Origin of the sequence: Cupriavidus sp. OTU4054 (assembly GCF_038440175.1) — a bacterium.
Classification (GTDB): domain Bacteria; phylum Pseudomonadota; class Gammaproteobacteria; order Burkholderiales; family Burkholderiaceae; genus Cupriavidus; species Cupriavidus pauculus_D.
Map to the genome: position 1 here is coordinate 186645 of NZ_JASATF010000006.1, position 20066 is coordinate 206710.

At 68.2% G+C, this 20066-nt stretch carries 17 protein-coding genes; 12 read left to right on the forward strand and 5 right to left on the reverse strand.

Annotated features, from left to right (window positions below):
• Window positions 1-30: 30 nt before the first annotated feature.
• On the forward strand, window positions 31-1383 hold the full coding sequence (locus AAHB16_RS10185) for an SLC13 family permease (RefSeq protein ID WP_342050775.1): 1353 nt from the start codon (window positions 31-33) through the stop codon (window positions 1381-1383).
• Window positions 1384-1423: 40 nt separating this feature from the next.
• A complete protein-coding gene (locus AAHB16_RS10190) occupies window positions 1424-1627 on the forward strand; it encodes a hypothetical protein (RefSeq protein WP_342050776.1) in 204 nt (67 codons plus the stop codon).
• Between the two features lie 16 nt (window positions 1628-1643).
• Here AAHB16_RS10190 and AAHB16_RS10195 read toward each other — a convergent pair whose 3' ends face one another.
• The 3 genes from AAHB16_RS10195 to argH all read right to left on the reverse strand — a co-directional run bounded on the left by AAHB16_RS10195 (window position 1644) and on the right by argH (window position 5842).
• Window positions 1644-2918: an SfnB family sulfur acquisition oxidoreductase gene (locus AAHB16_RS10195; RefSeq protein WP_342050777.1), complete on the reverse strand. Its 1275-nt coding sequence runs from the start codon at window positions 2916-2918 to the stop codon at window positions 1644-1646.
• 13 nt (window positions 2919-2931) lie between these two features.
• Entirely contained in the window at window positions 2932-4194 is a 1263-nt protein-coding gene (locus AAHB16_RS10200) for an SfnB family sulfur acquisition oxidoreductase (protein ID WP_342050778.1), read from the reverse strand.
• 142 nt (window positions 4195-4336) lie between these two features.
• A complete protein-coding gene (gene argH / locus AAHB16_RS10205; protein ID WP_342050813.1) occupies window positions 4337-5842 on the reverse strand; it encodes an argininosuccinate lyase in 1506 nt (501 codons plus the stop codon).
• Between the two features lie 142 nt (window positions 5843-5984).
• Here argH and AAHB16_RS10210 point away from each other — a divergent pair, with 142 nt between their 5' ends.
• The 6 genes from AAHB16_RS10210 (at window position 5985) to AAHB16_RS10235 (ending at window position 13077) form a co-directional block, all read left to right on the forward strand.
• Window positions 5985-6899, forward strand: a complete 915-nt coding sequence (locus tag AAHB16_RS10210) for a LysR substrate-binding domain-containing protein (RefSeq protein WP_342050779.1) — start codon at window positions 5985-5987, stop codon at window positions 6897-6899.
• A gap of 165 nt (window positions 6900-7064) precedes the next feature.
• Window positions 7065-8207: an NAD(P)/FAD-dependent oxidoreductase gene (locus AAHB16_RS10215; protein ID WP_150374998.1), complete on the forward strand. Its 1143-nt coding sequence runs from the start codon at window positions 7065-7067 to the stop codon at window positions 8205-8207.
• A complete protein-coding gene (locus AAHB16_RS10220; protein WP_150374999.1) occupies window positions 8191-8499 on the forward strand; it encodes a (2Fe-2S)-binding protein in 309 nt (102 codons plus the stop codon). The genes AAHB16_RS10215 and AAHB16_RS10220 overlap by 17 nt, the downstream gene beginning before the upstream one ends.
• Window positions 8496-9968, forward strand: a complete 1473-nt coding sequence (locus tag AAHB16_RS10225; protein ID WP_446718079.1) for an FAD-dependent oxidoreductase — start codon at window positions 8496-8498, stop codon at window positions 9966-9968. Before AAHB16_RS10220 ends, AAHB16_RS10225 begins: the two co-directional genes overlap by 4 nt.
• A gap of 112 nt (window positions 9969-10080) precedes the next feature.
• The gene (locus tag AAHB16_RS10230) at window positions 10081-11046 is read left to right on the forward strand and encodes a Bug family tripartite tricarboxylate transporter substrate binding protein (RefSeq protein ID WP_223851760.1); all 966 of its coding nucleotides are present in this window, start codon (window positions 10081-10083) and stop codon (window positions 11044-11046) included.
• Between the two features lie 48 nt (window positions 11047-11094).
• On the forward strand, window positions 11095-13077 hold the full coding sequence (locus AAHB16_RS10235) for a 3-hydroxybutyrate oligomer hydrolase family protein (RefSeq protein WP_342050780.1): 1983 nt from the start codon (window positions 11095-11097) through the stop codon (window positions 13075-13077).
• A gap of 12 nt (window positions 13078-13089) precedes the next feature.
• Here the strand turns inward: AAHB16_RS10235 and AAHB16_RS10240 are convergent, their stop codons facing one another.
• On the reverse strand, window positions 13090-14379 hold the full coding sequence (locus AAHB16_RS10240) for an NAD(P)/FAD-dependent oxidoreductase (protein ID WP_342050815.1): 1290 nt from the start codon (window positions 14377-14379) through the stop codon (window positions 13090-13092).
• Window positions 14380-14708: 329 nt separating this feature from the next.
• Between AAHB16_RS10240 and AAHB16_RS10245 the strand changes: the two genes are divergently transcribed.
• The gene (locus AAHB16_RS10245; RefSeq protein ID WP_342050781.1) at window positions 14709-16901 is read left to right on the forward strand and encodes a hypothetical protein; all 2193 of its coding nucleotides are present in this window, start codon (window positions 14709-14711) and stop codon (window positions 16899-16901) included.
• Window positions 16902-16904: 3 nt separating this feature from the next.
• Here AAHB16_RS10245 and pdxR read toward each other — a convergent pair whose 3' ends face one another.
• On the reverse strand, window positions 16905-18386 hold the full coding sequence (gene pdxR / locus AAHB16_RS10250; RefSeq protein ID WP_342050782.1) for a MocR-like pyridoxine biosynthesis transcription factor PdxR: 1482 nt from the start codon (window positions 18384-18386) through the stop codon (window positions 16905-16907).
• A 90-nt stretch (window positions 18387-18476) separates the two neighbouring features.
• Between pdxR and AAHB16_RS10255 the strand changes: the two genes are divergently transcribed.
• The 3 genes from AAHB16_RS10255 to AAHB16_RS10265 are packed head-to-tail and all read left to right on the forward strand — an operon-like array spanning window position 18477 to window position 20032.
• A complete protein-coding gene (locus AAHB16_RS10255) occupies window positions 18477-18914 on the forward strand; it encodes a GNAT family N-acetyltransferase (RefSeq protein WP_150375004.1) in 438 nt (145 codons plus the stop codon).
• On the forward strand, window positions 18911-19537 hold the full coding sequence (locus AAHB16_RS10260) for an FMN-dependent NADH-azoreductase (RefSeq protein WP_342050783.1): 627 nt from the start codon (window positions 18911-18913) through the stop codon (window positions 19535-19537). The genes AAHB16_RS10255 and AAHB16_RS10260 overlap by 4 nt, the downstream gene beginning before the upstream one ends.
• A gap of 33 nt (window positions 19538-19570) precedes the next feature.
• A complete protein-coding gene (locus tag AAHB16_RS10265; protein WP_342050784.1) occupies window positions 19571-20032 on the forward strand; it encodes a carboxymuconolactone decarboxylase family protein in 462 nt (153 codons plus the stop codon).
• Window positions 20033-20066: the final 34 nt, after the last annotated feature.

The following is a 20066-nucleotide window of genomic DNA, read 5'->3' on the forward strand; positions in this document are numbered from 1 at the left end:
AAACGATTCCTAGATTCTCGGAGACAAGCCGTGTCGCAACATTTGCTATCCATCGCCGTGCTCGCGCTGATGTTCGTCGTGGCCACGGTACTCCCCATCAACATGGGGGTCCTCGCCTTCGTCGGCGCCTTTCTCGTTGGCACGTTCGTGGCAGGAATGCCCGCCAAGGCCATCTTCATGGGTTTTCCGGCCGATCTGTTCCTGACGCTGGCCGGCATTACCTATCTGTTCGCGGTGGCGCAGAAGAACGGCACCATCGACTGGCTCGTGCGGCTTTCGGTACGCGCCGTGGGCGGGCGGATCGCGGCGATTCCATGGATCATGTTCGGCATTGCGGCGCTGCTGACGTCGGTCGGGGCCGTGAGCCCCGCGGCGGTGGCCATCATCGCGCCGATCGCGCTGGGCTTCGCCGCGCGGCATGGCATCAATCCGCTGCTGATGGGACTGATGGTCGTGCACGGCGCGCAGGGTGGCGGCTTTTCCCCGATGAGCATCTACGGCGGCATTACGAACAAGATCGTGCACAAGGCGGGGCTGCCGCTCAACGAGATGGCCACGGCCTTTGCCAGCCTCGGCTTCAATCTTGCCGTCGCGGCGGGGCTTTTCTGCCTGCTCGGTGGCCTGAGGCTGATGCGCAAGCCGCGGCGCGTGGCGCAGCCCGTGGCGGCGATGGCGGGCGGAATGGCCATGCACGAGGCGTTCAGCGCGCGGGCGATGGCCGGGGCCACCGTGGTCGCGCATCTCGACGACGATGCCTCCGCGCACGATGCGCGCAAGGACGATGCGCCCGGAACGTTCTGCCAGTACCTCACGGTAATGGGGCTCGTTGCGCTGGGCGTGCTGACGCTCTACTTCAAGCTCGATATCGGTTTCGTCTCGCTGACGATTGCATTGCTGCTGACGCTGATGGCGCCCAATCTGCAGAAGGAGGCGCTCAATCAGATCTCTTGGCCCGAAATCATGCTGATCGTGGGCGTGAGCACCTACGTGGGCGTGCTCGAGAAGATGGGGACGATCGCGTTCGTGGGGAACAGCGTGGCGGGACTGACTTCACCGCTGATGGCGGCGCTGCTGCTCTGCTTTATCGGCGCGGTGGTGTCGGCCTTTGCATCGTCCACGGCCGTGCTGGGCTCGCTGATTCCGCTTGCGGTGCCATTCCTGCAGGGCGGCGATGTGAGCGCGATCGGGTTTATCGCCGCGATGGCCGTGTCGTCGACGATCGTGGACGTGAGTCCGTTCTCGACCAATGGGGCGCTCGTGCTGGCCAATGCGCAGGGCGTCGATCGGCAGGCATTCTTCCGGAGCCTGATGGTGTACGGCGCGCTGGTGACGTTGATTGCGCCGGTGGTGTTGTGGTTCCTGTTCGTCGTGCTTGGCACATAGATTGCGTCACTGCGTAGATCTACCGTGACGGAGTAACGCCATGACGATCAAACCGAACGATATGCCCGATGCACGCAAGGACAAGGACAGTCCGTGGCCCGGCTGGAAGCCGGGTACGGGCGGCACGGGCCCTTCGCGGGGCCGCAGCGAGCGAAAAGATCGCGAGGACCGGCTCGGCGAGGGCGGCGACCTCACCGCGCACGATCAGTTGAAGGATTTACCGAAGGACGAGCGCAACGATTGAGCGAACGCGGCGGACTTCATAGCGCGCCGTGGCGGGCCGGCAGCTTGTCGTTGAGGTAGTAGTTGCCGATGGCGTGGTACTTCCAACGCACGGGGTCGTGCAGCGTATGCGTGCGGGCATTGCGCCAGAAACGGTCGAGGCCCAGGCCGTCGAGCGTCGCGGCCGTGCCGCCGAGTTCGAACAGCCGGGTGCCGGCCAGCAGCGACGCGGTGGTCGTGGCGGCGCGGGCCTCGGCCACGGCGATCGATGCGGCCGCGACCGTGCGTTCGTCGGGCGCCTGCTGCGCGGCATCGACGAACCGGCCCGCTCTCCGTACGAGCGCTTCCGCCGCACGCAGGCTCACGCGAACCTCGCCGACATGATGGATCGTCAGCGGATCGTCGCTGGCGCGTGCGACGCCCGCATCGATCCAGGGACGTGCGCGATCGCGGATAAACGGCAGCGTGGCCGCGAAAGCGCCGCGGCCGATGCCGAGGTCGATGGCCGCGTGCAGGATCTGCGCGAACGGTCCGATCGTCGTCGGCGTTTCGAACGAGGCAAGGAACGGGACGACCCAGTCTCTCTCCACACGTACCTCGTCGAACGTGACCGAGCCGCTGCCCGTGACACGCTGACCGAAGCCATCCCAGTCATCGACGATCGACACACCCGCCGCCTCGCGCGGGACGATGGCCAGATAGGTGACTGGCTTCGGCTCGGCCTCCGTCCCCTCCTCCGCGACCACCAGCGTCGGAATCCAGTGCGCGAAGACCGCGCCCGTGCAATAGAACTTCTGCCCCGTGACGCGGAAACCGTCGCCATCGGGAATCAGCCGCGTGCGGCGCTTGAAATCCTTGTGGCCGATCTCGGCAAGCGCGTTGCCGAGGCGCTCGCCGGCCAGTACGCGGTCGTAGATCCATTGCTGTTGCGCTTCGGTACCGCCCGCGCGCACGACTTCGAGCGCGTAGTAGTGGTTCTGCGGAATCTGGCCGATCGAGCCGTCGGCGGCCGCGAGGATGGCAATGACCTCGGCGAGCGTGCCGGTGGAGACGTCGGCGCCGCCGAACGCACGCGGCACGGTGATCGCGAGCAGGCCGCTGGCGCTCAGCGCATCGAGTTCGGCCCAGGGCAGCCGGCGTTCGCGGTCGCGCAATGCGGCGTCCGGTGCGAACTGGTCGGCAAGCCTGTGCGCCACGGCGATGGCCTCCGCGTCGTCGCGGATACGGTCCGGCACACGCGAGGGTGCGCGCGCTGGCGCGGGGCGGCTTGCGGGGTCGTCGGCACGGGGGGCGGGGATGGACAGCTGCGTCATTTCGATTCCGGATTCAGTTCCACGAGTGCCGGGCCGGCAGGGCGCCGTTGAGGAAGTAATTGCCGATCAGATGAAGCTTCCAGCGCACCGGGTCGTGCAGCGTGTGCGTGCGGGCGTTGCGCCAGTGACGGTCGAGGTTATGGGCGGCGCGCGTGGCCGAGGAACCCGCGAGTTCGAACAGTTTTTCGCTGGCCTTCAGCGCGATGTCCGTGGTGAGGACCTTGGCTTCGGCGACGGCGACCGATGCCTGTGCGCTGAGGTCCGGATCGAGTTCCGTGTCGTTCGTCTGCCGCGTGAACGCGGCGAGGCTGTCGAGGGTTTCGGCGGCTTCCCGCAGCACGGCCTGCGCGGCGTGCAGTTCGACCGAGAGGCGGCCCACGTCCCCGATCAGATGCGGGTCGTCGGCGGCGCGTTCGACATTGGCGTCGATCCACGGTCTGGCGTGGGCGCGCACGAAGGCGATGGCTTCGTCGAAGGCGGCCTGGGCGATGCCGAGGTCGATCGCGGCCTGAATGATCTGTGACGTGGGACCGTAGAGGCCGGGGCGATCGGCGAGTTGCCAGATGGGCAGCACGTCGTCTTCCGAAACGGCGACGTGGTCGAGCTCCACGGTGCCGCTGGCGGTGGTGCGCTGGCCGAACGACGACCAGTCGTCGATCACGGTGAGGCCGGCGGCGTCTCGCGGGACCCAGACCTGCACGGGGCGATCGTCGTCGTCGAGCGCGCGCACGGGGACGCGGTGGGCAAACAGCGCGCCGGTCGAGTAGAAGCGCGTGCCCGTCAGGCGCAGGCCCTGCGGCGTGCGGCGCAAACGGGTGGTCGTTTGCAGGATGGTCGCGCTCGTGGACGAGCGGCGTTCGGGGCCAGCATTCCCGAGCCGTTGGCCTGCGAGGACTTCGCTGTAGAAGCGCTGCTTCTGCGCTGGGGTGCCGATCTCCCTCAGCACGCCGAGCAGGCCGAAGTGGTTTTGCGGGATCTGGCCGAGCGCCGGGTCCGCGGCGCAGACGATGGCGAAGACTTCCGACAGCGTCACGTACGAGACTTCGGGGCCGCCGTAGGCGCGCGGCACGGTGATGCCGCCGAGGCCGCTGGCCGACCATTGGTCCAGTTCCTGCCACGGCAGGATGCGCTCACGGTCTCGGTGCGATGCGGTGTCCTTGACGGCTGCGGCGAAGGCTTTCGCGGCGGCGATCGCTTCGGCGTCGGTGGTCAGGCGTTTTGCTGTGTGGACGAGGGACGGGAGTTGCAGCGCGTGCTGGTCTGACAGATTCGTCATGGATTGCCCGATGGCTGTCGCGTGAGATGGACAGGCATTTCAGCATGGGGGGTGCCGGGGGACGACGAATATTATCGAGGATCGATGCTCGGAATATGAGGCAGCCCCTCGCCCGCCCGACTCGGGAGGGGCTGTGTTCCCGTCAATGCGCCGCGCCTGCAAGCGCTTCCGTCGCCTGCTTCAGCGCGGCGCGGCTCGCCGCTACGGCGCCGCGCTGGGCGGTAATGGCCTCCCGATCGGCGGCCAGCGAGGCCGACTGGGTTTCCACCTGGGCGCGCACCAGCGCCGGTGCCGGGCCGCCGGCCGCGGTGCGGGAGGCGACCCCGCGGACGGGGTCGAGGCATGCCGCCACGACATGCGCGTCCAGTGCGATCGTGCGCCCCGTGTGGGCCAGTGCCGCGCGCGTCACCATCGTGCTGTCGATCTCGCATGCGGGCAGATGCCGGTCCAGCGCCTCGCGGACGACCGCGCCCACCACGTGGTGCGCCTCGCGGAACGACATGCCCGCGTCGCGGACGAGCATGTCCGCGAGGTCCGTGGCCGACGAGAAATCGCGTCGCGCGCGATTCAGCATCGTGGCCGGTTGCGGCGTCGCGTGTTCCAGCACGAGGCGAAGGACCTCCGCGCATCGCTGCGCCTCGACCATCGCCTCCCAGAAACCCCGCATCGTCTCGCGGCTGCCATCGCCCGAGTGCGTGAAGTGCGTGCCTTTGAGCGCCGCCAGCGATGCCGTCAGCAGTCCGAGCAGATGGCCGCCCTTCCCCTTCAGGTACTCGAGCGCCACGGGGTTCTTCTTCTGCGGCATGATGCTCGACGTGCCCGCGACGCTATCGGGAAAGTCGATCAGCCCGAACTCGGGGGTCGCCCACACGAACAGATCCTGCGCCACGCGCCCCCAGGTGACCGTGGCAATCGTCACCGCGGACAGGATCTCCCAGGCGAAGTCGCGCGAGGCCACCGCATCGAGCGCGTTCCCCACGTAGCCCGAGAAACCCAGCCACCGCGCCGTGGCCGCGCGATCGATCGGGAACGCGGTACCCGCCAGCGCACCGGCGCCAAGCGGACACGCGTCGAGCGTCGCCAGCGCATGGCGCAGGCGCGTCATGTCGCGCCCCATCGATTGCGCGACACCAGCAAGATAGAAGCCGTAGGTAATCGGCTGCGCGGCCTGCAGGTGCGTATAGCCCGGCATGACCGTATCGGCATGCGCGGCCGCCTGCCGCAGTACGACGCCGCGCGTATCGGCGAGCGTGTCGAGCAAACCCAGCACGGCATCGCGCGCGCGCAACCGGTCCTGCGTGGCAAGGATGTCGTTACGGCTGCGCGCGACGTGCAGGCGCCCGCCCGCATCGGCACCGGCCACCGCCATCAGGCGCGCCTCGTAGTTGAAGTAGGCATCCTCGCGCTGCGGATCGAGCGGCACCGCGTCGGGCCCTTCCTGCCCGATGCGCACGAGCGCGCGCGCGAGCGTTGCCGCCGTGTCGGCGGGAATCAGCCCCGTGCCATGCAGCATCAGCAGATGCGCCGCGTTGATGTCCGTCAGGTAGCCGAAGCCGGCGCCGAAGTCGCGCAGGCGCGGCGCGTAGATATGCGTGCAGACTTCGGGCGCCGTGGGCTGCGTGAGGCGGCGGCTGACTTTCGATTCCATGCGGTTCGCTTCCATGTGGGGAGTCCTCTCTCGATGGCACCCAGTATGAAAATCGTGACCCCATACCGTCAAATCAGTTTTTCCGGGGCAGGCATACGGATCTGATATACCATCGCAGCGATAACAAGCCGCCCCCACCCCCATGAAATTCAAGGAAATCGCCGCATTCCAGGCCGTCATGCGTTCCGGCTCGATGACGGCCGCCGCGACGGAGCTCTACACCTCGCAGCCGAACGTGAGCCGCCTGATCGCGCAGCTCGAACACTCGACCGGCCTGACGCTGTTCACGCGCACGGCCGGGCGGCTGACGCCCACCGAGGAGGGTCTGGCGTTCCTGCGCGAGGTGGACCGCGCGTTCGTCGGCATCGATGCGCTCAAGGACGCGGCCCGCAATATCCGCCAGTTCGGCAAGGGCCGCCTACGTATCGCGACGGTGCCGTCGCTTGCGCTGACGGTGCTGCCGCTGGTGCTCCAGCGTTTCCATGCCGACTATCCCGACGTCAACGTGGCGATGGAAACCGGCAGCACCCAGCTGGTGGCGGAGCGCGTCGGCAGCCGCTATTGCGACCTCGGGCTCGTGTCGTTCCTGCCGCCCACCGTGGTCACGGAAGCCATGCCCGTGGCCGAGCTCTCGGGCTGTTGCGTGCTGCCGCCGGGCCATCGTCTTGCCGGGCGCGAGGTGCTTACGCCCGTCGATCTGGCCGGCGAATCGTTTATCTCCATGGGCCACGGCGATGGCCTGCGGGCCGCGATCGATGCCGCCTTCGTGGACGACGACCGGCGCAAGATGCACTTTGAGACCCCTTACGGCGCCACGATCTGCAAGATGGTCGGCCTCGGGCTCGGCGTGGCCATCGTCAACCCGCTGGTCGCCCGCATGCATATGTCGGAGGTGGTCATTCGCCCGTTCCTGCCCCGCATCCCGTTCGTCAGCTACCTGCTGCTGGCCCGCAACCGGCCCGCCAACGTGCTCGTGGACCGTTTTACCGAGCGGATGATCGAGGTCATCGCGGCGGAGACGGCCTCGCTGCCATTGTCGCTGCCGACCGCCCCATAAGGTTTTCGTATGGACGCCTGACGCATTCGTATTTGCGCGTATAGGTCACCCTTCCGCATACTCGTTCGAAACTGACAGCCCCGTGCGGTCACGATTCTTGCGAGTACCGAACATGATTCCAGGCAGGGCCCAGGGCCCGCAAATCCCCCACGGGAGGCTCCGCTAATGACCGCGGCCTCTCCTCACCGCTATCCGCTGTTCGACGTCGCCGTGATCGGCGGCGGTCTGGTCGGTTCCGCCGTGGCATATGGCCTGCGCCGCAGCGTGGGCACCGTCGCCGTACTCGACGAAGGCGATATCGCGCTGCGTGCCTCGCGCGGCAACTTCGGGCTGGTCTGGCTCCAGAGCAAGGGCTACGGCATGGGTGCCTACAGCCGCTGGACGCTGAACTCCACACGCCTGTGGCCGAAACTCGCGGCCGATATCCTCAAGGAAACCGGCATCGACGTCGCGCTCGAACAGAAAGGCGGCCTGACGCCGCTGATGGGCGACTACGAAGTCGAGGCGCGCCTCGCGTGGGTCAACACGCTGATGGCGCAGCCGGGTGTGGAACCGTATGAGTGGAAGCTGCTCGACCATCATCAGGCCGCGTCGCTGGTGCCGGGCCTGGGCCCCGATGTGACGGGTGCCATCTGGACCCCGCACGACGGCATCGTCAATCCGCTCAAGCTGCTGCGCGCGTTCCATACCGCGTTCAGCACGAGCGGCGTCGAATACCTGCCCAATCACGGCGTGACGAACATCGTGCAGCAGGCCAGCGGCGACTTCGTGCTGACCACGCCGAACGGCGAGGTGCGCGCGCGCAAGATCGTGCTGGCCGGCGGGCTGCGCAATGGGGACCTCGGCCGCATGGTCGGCATCGACCTGCCGATGGCACCGCAGCGCGGCCAGATTCTCGTGCTGGAACGCACGCGCCGTCTGCTCGATACGCCGATGGTCACGCTGCGACAGAACGACGAAGGCAGCTGGCTCGTCGGGGACTCGCAGGAAGACGCGGGCTACGCGGACCAGATCACGACGCTGCCCGTGCTCGCCACGCTGGCGGACCGCGCGGTCCGCACGCTGCCCGCGCTGCGCGACGTGCGCACGGTGCGGGCATGGTCCGCGCTGCGCGTGCGCGCGAAAGACGGCTTTCCGGTCTACGAACAGTCGGCGACGCACCCCGGCGCGTTCATCGTCACGTGCCACAGCGGCGTCACGCTGGCGGCAACGCATGCGATGCACCTCGCCCCGATGATCGCCGCGGGTGCCCTGCCGCCCGAGCTGTCCATTTTTTCGACGCGGAGATTCCATGTTCAGACGCATTGACGCGGCGGTCCTGCAAGCGACCGAACGCAAGGTACGGGTCACCGTCGATGGCACCGTGCTCGAATGCCGCGAGGGCGACAGCGTCGCCGCGGCCCTGTTTGCCGCCAACGTACTGGCCTGCCGCGATACCGCGGTCTCCGGCACCGCGCGCGGCCCCTATTGCATGATGGGCGTCTGCTACGACTGCCTCGTACGCATCGATGGCCGGCCCAACCAGCAGGCGTGCATGGCACGCGTGCGCGACGGCATGACCGTGGAGCGCCAGCTTGGCGCGCGCGAGGTGGCCGTATGAGCGCCGACATCATGACGTGCGATCTGCTCGTGGTGGGCGCGGGCCCCGCGGGTCTCGCCGCCGCGACGCAGGCCGCTCAGCTGGGCCTGTCGACGGTACTGATCGACGAGCAGCCCGCGCCGGGCGGACAGATCTATCGCGCGATCAGCACCACGCCCGTGCAGAACCGCGAGATCCTGGGCCAGGACTACTGGCATGGCCTGAACCTGCTGGAGCCGTTCGCCACGAGCGGCGCGCGGCATCTGTCGTCCGCCACCGTCTGGTCGGTCAATGCGCGCGCGGCCGAAGCCAACAGTGCGCCGGCCGGCTACGAAGTCGCGTACTCCGTGGCGCGCCCCGGCGAAGATCCGCAGGCCGCGCTGCTGCATTGCCGCCACATCATCCTCGCCACCGGCGCGCAGGAGCGTCCGTTCCCGATTCCGGGCTGGACCCTGCCGGGCGTGATCACGGCCGGCGCCGCGCAGATCCTGCTGAAGACGTCGGGCGTGGTGCCCGAAGGCCGCACCGTGCTCGCGGGCGGCGGTCCGCTGCTCTATCTGCTCGCGTACCAGTACCTGAACGCCGGCGTGAAGCTCGACGCGATTCTGGAAACCACCGCAAGCGGCCAATGGCGCGCGGCGCTCCCGCATGCATGGGGCTTCCTGCGCTCGCCGTACCTCGGCAAGGGTCTGAAGCTGCTGCGCGCGGTGCGCAAGGCCGTGAAAATCGTCAGCGGCGTGACCGCGCTCGAGGCGGTGGCCGGGGCCAACGGGCAGGTCGCGCAATTGCACTACGAAGCCGATGGCCAGCGCCGCACGATCGCGGTGGATCAGTTGCTGCTGCATCAGGGCGTGGTGCCCAACACCAACCTGTCGCGCGCCATCGGCGCCGAGCACGTGTGGAACGAGCGTCAGGATTGCTGGGAGCCGCAGGTGGATGCATGGGGCGCGACGTCCGTGCCCAATGTGACCATTGCCGGTGACGGCGCGGGCATCGCCGGTGCGATGGCCGCCGAGCATCGCGGCCGCATCGCCGCCATGCATGCGGCCGCGGCACTGGGGCGCATCGATACGGCCACGCGCGATGCCAAGGCGGCAACGCATCTGGCGTCCCTCGAACGCGCGACGCGCGGCCGCGAGTTCTTCGAGGTGCTGTACCGCCCGCTGCCACAGTTCCGCCGCCCCGTGGGCGACACCATCGTGTGCCGCTGCGAGGAAGCCACCGCGGAGCAGGTCCGCCATGCAGCGCGCATCGGCTGCCAGGGACCCAACCAGCTGAAGGCGTTCCTGCGCTGCGGCATGGGGCCGTGCCAGGGCCGCTTCTGCGGGCTCACCGTGACCGAACTCATTGCCGACGAACAACAGCGCCATCCGCGCGACGTGGGCTACTACCGGCTGCGCTTTCCCACAAAGCCGGTCACGCTCGGCGAACTCGCGACGCTGCCGCAGACGCAGGCATCGCGCGAGGCCGTCGTGCGGTTCAAGAAGTAACGCATCAATACAAAGAGAGAGAGCGGGCTCCGGTACGCCGGTCCCGCCACGTTGGACCAGCATAGCGACGACATCCTGAGAGCACCCTTAACCTAATTACCGAGAAATCATCATGGCGTTATCCAAGATCGTCCCCGCTCTCGCACTCGCACTGGCCGCAGCCCAGGGCATGGCTCAGGATCTGCCCGCGGGCCCCCTCCGCATGCTGGTCGGCTTTGCGCCGGGCGGCGGCAACGATGTCATCGCGCGCACCGTTGCCACGCAGTTCCAGCTGAATACCAAGACCACGATCGTCGTGGAGAACAAGCCCGGTGGCGGCAGCACGCTGGCCACGGCCGAAATGGCACGCGCGAAGCCCGATGGCTCGGTGCTGCTGCTCGGCTCGGTCGGCGGCCAGGCCATCGCGCCGTCGATCTACAGCAAGCTGCCGTACGATCCGGTGAAGGGCGTGCAACCGGTTTCGCTGGTGGCCAAGTCCGCCAACGCGCTGGTCGTGAACAACGATCTGCCCGTCAAGAACGTGCAGGAACTGCTGGCCTACGCGAAGGCGAATCCGGGCAAGCTCAACGTGACGTCGCCGGGCAATGGCACGATCTCGCACCTGTCGGCTGAACTGTTCAAGAGCATGGCCGGCGTGCAGATCACGCATATCCCGTACCGCGGCGACGCACCGGCCATGCAGGATGTGATGGCAGGCCAGGCGCAGATGACGTTCGCGAGCCTGCCCTCGGCCAAGGCCGGCGCGGACTCGGGCAAGGTCCGCATCATCGCCGTGACGAGCACCGAGCGCGTGAAGACGATGCCGAACGTGCCGACGATTGCCGAGTCGGGCGTGCCGGGCTATGAGGTGGTGTCGTGGTACGGCGTCTTTACGACCGGTGGCACGCCGATGCCCGTGGTCAACCGCCTTGCGCAGGAAATTGCGGCGGTGGTCAACCAGCCTTCGATCCGCGAGTCGATTACCAAGCAGGGCATGGAGCCGGCCGCGCTCGGCCCCGTGGAGTTCACGCAGCTCGTGAATCGCGATTCGCAGAAGTGGGACAAGGTGGTCAAGAGCGTCGGCATCAAGCTCGACTGATTCCCGTCAACGTCGTACTGGCCTTTGAAGAGGTAAAGCATGACGGGAATGTCTTTTGCCCGAGGCGGCTACGTCGCGCTCGGTCTGATGGCTGCCGCGGCGATGTCCGCGTGCGGCGGCAATCAGTGGGCCGCGCCATCCACGAACGCCGCCTCGGCCGCGCCGGGCTGGCTGCATGTGGTGCGGCGCGATGCCTATGACGGCGTGACCGACGATCTGGTCACCGGCGGACTCGGCGCCGCCGGCGTCAGTGCGGCCACAACGCTGTACCGCGATCCGGCCGCGCCGACCTACGCCGAACTGCGGCGCGCGGTCATCAAGCGCCCGCCCTCCGCCGCCAATGGCTTTGGCCGGCTGTTCGGGCCGAACGTCGATCCGGCCACGGGCCGCGTCGCGGGCACGGGCCGCGTGGCGGGCGACGAAGTGCTCGCCTATGCCGACGATGGCAGCGGTACGCAGATGGCGGGATTGCTGCTGCAGGTGCCGGCGAGTTTCGACGCGCAACGCGCGTGCCTCGTCGCCATTGCCACGCCGGGCAGCCAGAACGTGCTCAGCGATATGCTGCGGGCCGGGTACTGGGGCTTTACGCATGGCTGCGCGGTGGTGTGGGCCGACAAGGCGCTCGGCGCCGGCGTGCATGACATCGATGCTGGCCGTGGCGTCGGCATCGACGGGCAACTCGTATCGCGCGGCGCGCGGCTGATGCAGCCGGACGATGCGGCCACGCGGAAGTTTGCCGCCGCGTATCCGAACCGGCTCGCGTACAAGTGGGCCGATGCGGGATGGACGCAGGAAGCGGACTGGGGGCCATCGGTGCTGCGCGCGGTGGAGTTCGCGCTGTTCGAGCTCGGCCAGCGCCAGTGGCCCGCGGGGGCGGTGGTCACGCGCGCCAATACGCGCGTTATCGCCACGGGATTCTCGAATGGCGGCGGTGCGGTGTTGAAGGCGGCGGAGCAGGATACGCGCCATCTGCTCGACGGCGTGGTCGCGATGTCGCCGCAAATCCTGCCACGCAATGCCGCGCACACGATCTTCGACAAGCTCACGTTCACGAACCTGTACAACGCCTGCGCGGCGCTGGCGCTGCCCGACACGCCCGGGGCGTCGGGGCTGACGCATGCGGCCAACCGCTGCGCGTCGCTGGCCGACGCGGGGCTGCTGCAGGCGAAGACCACGCGCGAGCAGGCACGCGAGGCGCTCGACAAGCTGCACGCTTATGGCATGCAGCCCGAAGCCGACGCGCAGATCGCGGGGGGCGCGCTGGCCGAGCAGAGCACGCTGGGCCAGGCGAGCCAGTATGGGCGCTTTACCGCGGCCGATCATCTGTGCGGGCTCAGCTTTGCATCGGTCGATGCCGCGGGGCGTCCGCGCAGGCCCACGGCCACCGAGGCCGCGCAATGGTACGTGACGCAGGCCGGCGGTACGCCCGATGGCACGGTCGTGACCGTGATCAACGACGCCGATCCGGCGGGGCCGCGGAAATCGTCGCTGTCCACGTCGGCCTCCACGGGGCGGCAGGATTACAACTTCGATGCGGCGATGTGCCTGCGCGAGTTGTCGGTCGGCACGTCGGCCAATGCGAAGCGCGTGCAGGCGGGGCTGCAATCGGCGCTCGCGACGGGCGATATCGGCGGGCTGCCGACGCTGATCGTGCATGGCCGCGCGGATCCCGTGGAACCGCCGGACTTCACGAGCCGCCCGTATGTCGGGCTGCATTCGCTGGTATCGGGCGATGCCGCGAACCTCCGCTATATCGAGGTCACGCGGGCCACGCATGGCGAGCCTGGCGCGGCGGCGACGGGGCTCGTGCCGCTGACGCCGTATCAGCTGCGCGCGCTGGAGGCGATGTGGGCGCATCTGGCGAATGCCACGCCGTTGCCGCCGAGCCAGGTCGTGCGGACATCCGCGCCGAGCGGGATGGCTGGCGGCAAGCCGCGGGTGGAAGCGGCCGATCTGCCCGCGATCGCATCGTCGCCCGCGACGGGCGATCGGATCGTCGCCGTGCGTGGCGTGGTGAAGGTGCCCGACTGACGCGAGCCGGCGTTATCGCGACAGCCTGTCCAGCAGGCTGTACCACGCAACGCCCGCGCCGATATAGCACCGTTGCAAGCCGTGGAACGGGAACGGTGCGAGCGGCGACACGGGATACGGAAACACCGCCGTTTCCCGCGTCAGCCGCTCCGCCACGTGCTTGCCGAAGCTCGTGCATAGCGCGATGCCCCGGCCATTGCAGCCGACCGCGATGGTGATGCCCGGCGCGGGTTCGTGGACATGCGGCATGAAATCGCGCGTCACCGCGATGCGGCCGGCCCAGTGATATTCGAACTGGAGCGGCCCCAGCTGCGGAAACAGCAGCGCCAGCGCGCGCTCGAGGTGGGCGAAATCCTTCGGCCTGCGCGGATCGGCGAATGCGCCGCGACCGCCGATCAGCAGCCGGCCAGTATGGTCCTTGCGGAAATACAGCAGCAGCCGCTGCGAAGTCGCCACGGTCTCGCCCCGCGCGAGGATGGCCTGCGCGGCCTGGCCATACATCGGCCGCGTGGCGACGATAAAGCTGTTGGCCGCCAGCAGCGTTTGCCGCAAACCCGGCCACAGGCCATCCGAATAGCCATTGGTGGCGATGACCACATGCGACGCCGTCACGCGCGCGCCCGTGGCCATCGTCGCGATCCAGTTGCCGTCATACCGTTCGAGCGCCGTGACCGCGGTGCGCCCATGGATCGCGGCGCCCGCACGCTGCGCGGCGGCTGCGAGTCCGCGTGCGTACGCGAGCGGCTGGATGGCGCCCGCGCGGCCATCGCACCAGCCTCCGGCGAAGGCGCGTGTGCCGACACGCCGCTCGATATCGGCGCGATCGAGCAATTCCACGGGCACACCGCGCCGCTGCCACTGCCGCGCGCGCGCATGCAGCGCGGGCACCGAGCGCGGGCCATAGGCAAGCTGCAGCCAGCCCTGCCTTACCGGGTGGCAGTCGATGCCGTGACGCGCGACGAGGTCGAACACGAGATCGGCCGAACGCGATACCGCATCGATGAGCGCCTCCGCGCGCTCGCCGCCGAGGTTCTGCACGAGCTCGTCCGGATCGTGCTTGAGCGACGGATTGACCTGACCGCCATTGCGGCCCGACGCGCCCCACCCCGGTTCATTGGCATCGACGACGCAGACATCGACGCCGCATTCGCGCAGATGCAGCGCGGTGGAGAGTCCCGTGTACCCCGCGCCGATCACGAGCACGTCCACAGCCCTGGCGTTGTACAACGGCGGCGTCGGGAGGGCGGCGGGCGCGGTGGCGGCCCAGAGCGAGTGCGTCGCGAGCACCGAGGTGCGCGGCATGCCGTGGGATGCGTGGACGGGAGAGGAAGCGATCATGGTGCGACGTGGAGGGTGACGTGCATGGCGACGTGCATGGCGACACCGACGCGGGCGGGTAAGCGAATGCCGAGCGAGTCTAATGGCAGGGGCGCGATCGGTAAACGTGCTATTTCAATCGCATACTGATTAATTTGTAACGGGTACGGGCCATTGCCTCCCCGCGCAAATCCGAAACGATGCCGCGCGTAGCGAAGCGTTCGGGGATCCGCGCGCGACGTTGCGGGCCGTTGCACACAGCTGTCATATGCGGTTCGTAGGCTCGGTCGAACCTTCTTTCGACGGGATCCGCCATGCCTCCTCCGCCGTCCGTTCACTCGCCCGCGACCAGCCGCGCGCATAGCCTCGACCACAGCGCCGAGATCCAGCCGCTGCACGACGCGCCTTCCAAACCGCCCCCCACGCGCCTGCCCGCGAAAAAGCCCGCGGCCGACGCGTCGCTGTCGGGCCTGTCGGGACCGCCGCCGCGGCCACGCGACGCCGCGACACCTTCGTTCGCGCGGCGGGCACTGGGTGGCCTCGGTTTGGCGCGCCTGGAGAAAGCCCCCGATCTCGAGGCGGGCACCGCCGGCACGGGCACGGCGCGCTCGGCGGTTGGCACCACGGTGGCGTCTTACCGCAATACCGATACGGACGCGCTGCTGGGCGACCTGCAGCGCGCGATCGGCGAATGCCGCGAACGCGACGTCGATCGTCAGCAGGCCGCGGATCTCGTCAATACGCTGCGGGTACAGCGGCAGGACGCGTCGGTGAGCAACAGCACGCTGATGTCCGGCGCCACGCAACGCAGCAACGACTGGTATCACGCGCAAGGGCTGACCGATGCGGATATCAGGCAGGTGCACCACGCGGCGTTCGTGTCGGGGCTCATCTATCCGAGCGCGGGACTGGTCTCGAACCTGCTGCAGTTCTTTGCCTCGCCGTTCCTGTCCGCGGGCACGGGCAAGCCGTGGGCCGGCACCGGGCTCGGGCTGGGTGTCGCCGGCCTTGCGCAGACGCCGATGTATGCCGCGCAGCAGCCCGTGGTCGTGCAGTTCGTCGAGCATACGGCCGAGCGCAACGGTCCCGTGATTCAGGTGGACAAGGCGAACGTGCATCACAAGGAATGGCTGCCCGAGATCGCACGCCGCGCATCCGCGCAGGCGGAGGCGCTCGACAAGGCATCGAACGCGTTCGGGCGCCAGCTCGATGCGATTGCCGCGCGCGTGCCGGGTAGCGCGGACGGCAAGACCAGCGAGCAGCTGGCTGCGTGGTTGCACGCGAACGACACGGACGCGGACGTGGTACGGCTACGCGAATCGGCGCAAGCGTTCTCCGAGGCGTTGACCGCGATGCGCGATCTCCACGAAGGCGTGCTGATGACGCAGGCCGGGCACACGCGGCAGCATATCGGCAACCGCCTCCAGTCCGTCTCTCGCGTGATGCGGCCCGTGTTCCAGAGTCTGATGGGGCTGGCATCCGGCGTGCCGAGGGATCAGGCCGCGACGATGGCCGCGCACGTCATCGGGTCGCACGTCGTCGGGTCGCACGTCATCGGGTCACATGTCATCGAGCGCGTCGCACGGCTCCATCCGATGTCGATCGCGACGATCCAGGCCATGGGGGCGCTGGCGCTGACCGGCGTGCAGCATGTGTCGGCGGGCTACGACGAGGTGGCGAAGGTCGATTACAAGAACGCGCTCAACCTGATCTATGGGGACTTCTTTACCGACGCCGGCAAGGCGCGCGTCGATGCGGGCAAGACGATCGGGCCCGAGGATATCGACGAGGGCAAGCTGCGCGGGCTGATTGCCTCGCCGGCGCAGTCGCTGGTCAAGCGCGTGACGAAGTCGCTCGACGACGTCATCAGGCAGACCGAGGCGGAGCGCGATGCGGCACCCGCGGGCAGCGAAGCGCGGAAGGGTCTCGAAGCGAAGCTCGGCGTGCTGGAAGCGGACAAGGAAAAGCTCAAGGCGAACGACTTGACCGGGTTGTCCGCCGACGGGCATGCGCGGGCGACGCTGGCGTCGAATACCGACGCGCTGCTGCCCGGCGTGTGGCGCGACAGCAAGCGCAACCTCAATGCCGACGAGATCAGGACGCAGGTGGCGCAGCGGGTGGGCCAGACCTATCACATGGGCGTGCTGGGCAGCTTTGCGTCGTCGTCGATCGGACGGGTGGCGGCGGCGGTGGTCGGTGGATCGTCGAAGCTCAAGACGTCCTATATCTCGGGATTTTCGGCACTGGGGTTCGGGCTTGGGGCGATTGCCGCCTACAGCCAGGGCACGACCACGACGATCAAGAACCATGGGAAGGAGGCGGACGACAAGCTGTCGCTGGGCCAGCAGACGTTGTATGGCGCGATGGCGCTGCCGATCGACGTCAAGGGGCGTCTGGCGGCGGCGGAAGCGAACGGGCGCGCGGCGGTGGCGATGGAGCGGGTGGCGAGGCAGATCGAGATGGCGGAGGTGGTGCTGGGATCGGGAGACCGCGGGAAGCGCGATTGATCGCTACGTACGCGGTTCCCCCAGCGCCCGCATCAGCTTCGTCACCACGCGTTCGGCCTCCGCCTGCGTGCCGATATTCGTGAAGCCCAGCAGCAGTGCGCGCCGCCCCGGCGCGCCACGGCGCCAGCCCGTCAGCGCATGGATGCCGAAACCGGCCTCATGCGCGACGCGCGCCATCGCAATGTCGTCGCGGTCCTCGGGGACGTCGAGCAGCAGATGCATGCCGCCATCCTCGAGCCGCACGCGAAAGCCGTGCGGTTCGTAGACGCGCAATGCGTCCGCCAGCAACGCCCGGCGGCGCGCGTAGAGCGTGCGCATGCGCTTGATATGCCGCGAGAAATGGCCCGCGGTGATGAACTCCGCGACCGCCGCCTGCATCAGCTCCGGACAGCCGCCGTAGGTCGCGCGCGCAATCGCGGATTCGAATGCCTCCACCTGGCTCTCGGGCACGACCACATACCCAAGCCGCAGCCCCGGAAACATGACCTTGCTCAGCGTGCCGCAGTAAATCACGCGCTGGCCCGCATCCAGACTCTTGAGCGCGGGCAGCGGATGGCCGCGATAACGAAACTCGCCGTCGTAGTCGTCCTCCACCACCCATGCTCCGTTCCGCGCGGCCCAGTCGAGCAACGCCACGCGCCGCTGAAGCGTGAGCGCCACGCCGGTCGGACTCTGGTGCGAGGGCGTCACCACCGCAAGACTGGCGTCGGGGTGACGCGCGATGCCGTACTCGACATCGATACCGCAGTCGTCCACGGGCACGAAATGGGGTGGCACCCCCAGCCTCCGCAGCAGTTGTCCCGTCGGCGGATAGCCCGGCGTCTCCACCCACGCCCCATGCGTGCCCTGCAGCGATAGCGCATTGACCGCCAGTTCGAGCCCCGCCGTGTAGGCCGGCACGACGAACACCTGCGACGCCCGCAGCGCGATGCCGCGCGAACTGTGCAGATACGTGGCCAGCGCCTCGCGCAGCGGCGCATAGCCGGCCGGTGCCGGGCGATTGAGCGTATTGACCTGCCGCACGAGTCCCGTCATCAGCCGCGTCCACAGCTTGCGCGGAAACTCGTCGAGCGCGGGCACGCCGAGCTGGAGCATGGCGGGCGCCCCGCCGCCCGATTCCAGCACGACTTCGTTGGTGTCCTTCAGCGCCGCATACCGGGGGGCACGCGGCGCCGGCAGCTTGCCGGCCGTGGCGGTTTTCTTCGCAGCCCGCGCCCGCGACGGCGCCGCCGTGATGTGCTCGGCGACGAACGTGCCGGCCGGACCGCGCGCAACCAGGTAGCCCTCCCCCAGCAACCGGTCGAACGCCACCTGGACGGTGCCGCGCGCCACGCCCAGTTCCTCCGCGAGCGCGCGCAGCGAGGACACCCGCTGGCCCGGCTTGAGCTGGCCGGTCTCGATCATGGCGCGGAACCGGCCGTAGATCTGGGCGTGGATGGTGGAGGGCTGCGGCGAACCTGGAGTGGAGGATCGGGTGGAAGGCATGGCCTAGTCGAAATAGAGATTTATGTGCCTGTCGGCTGTGCCATCGGTCGACGACACTTGAGCCTACACCAACCAGCAACCTTCAGCACCATGGCCACACAGATCACCTTGCAGCATGCCGAAACGGACGCCGAACTCGCGGCCTGTTTCGGGCTCGTGCAGCAGCTTCGCCCCCATCTGCGCTCGGCGCAGGAACTGGTCGAGCGCACCGCCACGCAACGCGCGCAGGGCTATCGCCTGCTCGTGGTGTGGAACGCGGGCCGCCCCGTCGCCGCCGCCGGCTACCGCCGCATGGACAACCTGATCTACGGTCCCTTCGTCTATGTGGACGACCTGGTCACCGACGCCGGCGAACGTGGCCGCGGCTATGGCGAGCAACTGCTCGAGGCGGTTGCCGAGATCGCGCGTGCCCAGGGTTGCGCGCAGCTCGTGCTCGACACGGGACTGGCCAACGCGCTGGCCCAGCGCTTCTACTTCCGCGCCGGACTGCTGTCCCGCGGCCTCCACTTCTGCATGGAACTGCAATGAAACCGCTCGAACTCCTGCTGCTCGATTGCAGCCCGCGCCGCGAGACCTCGACCAGCCGGCATCTGACCAACCAGTTGCTGCCCGCGCTGACGCGCCGCTTTGGCCGGCCCGTGCACGTGACCCAGCGCCATCTCGGCGTCAGGCCCCTGCCGGCGATCACCGCGGAGTACGCGGAGTCTCTCGTGCTGTCCGGCGACGAAGCGCGCGCGCGTTATGGCCACCAGCTTGCGGTGTCGGACGAACTGATCCGCGAACTCGATGGGGCCGATGTCGTGTGGATTTCCACGCCGGTGCACAACTTCACGGTGCCCGCCGTGCTCAAGAACTGGATCGACCATGTGGTGCGCCGCGACGTGACGTTCGTCACGACGGAGGCCGGCAAGGTCGGCCTGCTGCGCGACCGCCCGACGTTCGTGGCGGTGACCGCTGGGGGCGCGATGTTCCGGGAACCGGCGATCCAGCCCGATTTCTTCCGCCCCTACCTCACGGCCGTGCTGGGCGTGATCGGTCTCAAGGACATTACCTATATCCCCTCCACGAAGCTGGCGATGGTCGATGTACCGCTGGCCGCCGTGGAAGAGCATGTGCGCCGCTATCTCGCGGACGCGCAGCCCGAAGCCTGATTTTTCGTCACCCAACCTCTCTGGAGAAACATCATGAATGCACCCCGTCTGCCGTGGAACACGCTGGCACCCGTTCAATACAAGTCGCTGGCGGCCGTGAGCATGGCCAGCGCAAAGTCCTCGCTTGGCCCGGTACTGGTCGAGCTGGTTCAGACCCGCGTGTCGCAGATCAACGGCTGCGCGTACTGCCTGGACATGCACGTGCGCGACCTGCGCAAGGCTGGCGAGTCCTGGAAGCGCCTGAATGTGTTGTCGGCCTGGCGTGAAGTGCCGAATCTGTTCACGGCGAAGGAACAGGCCGCGCTGGCGTGGGCCGAATCGCTGACGAACCTGCGGGCCGGATTCGACGACCGCAATGCGGAATTCGAGGCGCTGCGCGCACACTTCACCGAGCAGGAGATCGTCGAGCTGAGCTGGACCGTGGCGGCGATCAATGCGTGGAACCGCATGGCGATCGGCATGCACCAGCCCGTGGACGACACGCCGATCGAATGATCGTATCGGGCGTTGTTACCCAGATTTCATTTTC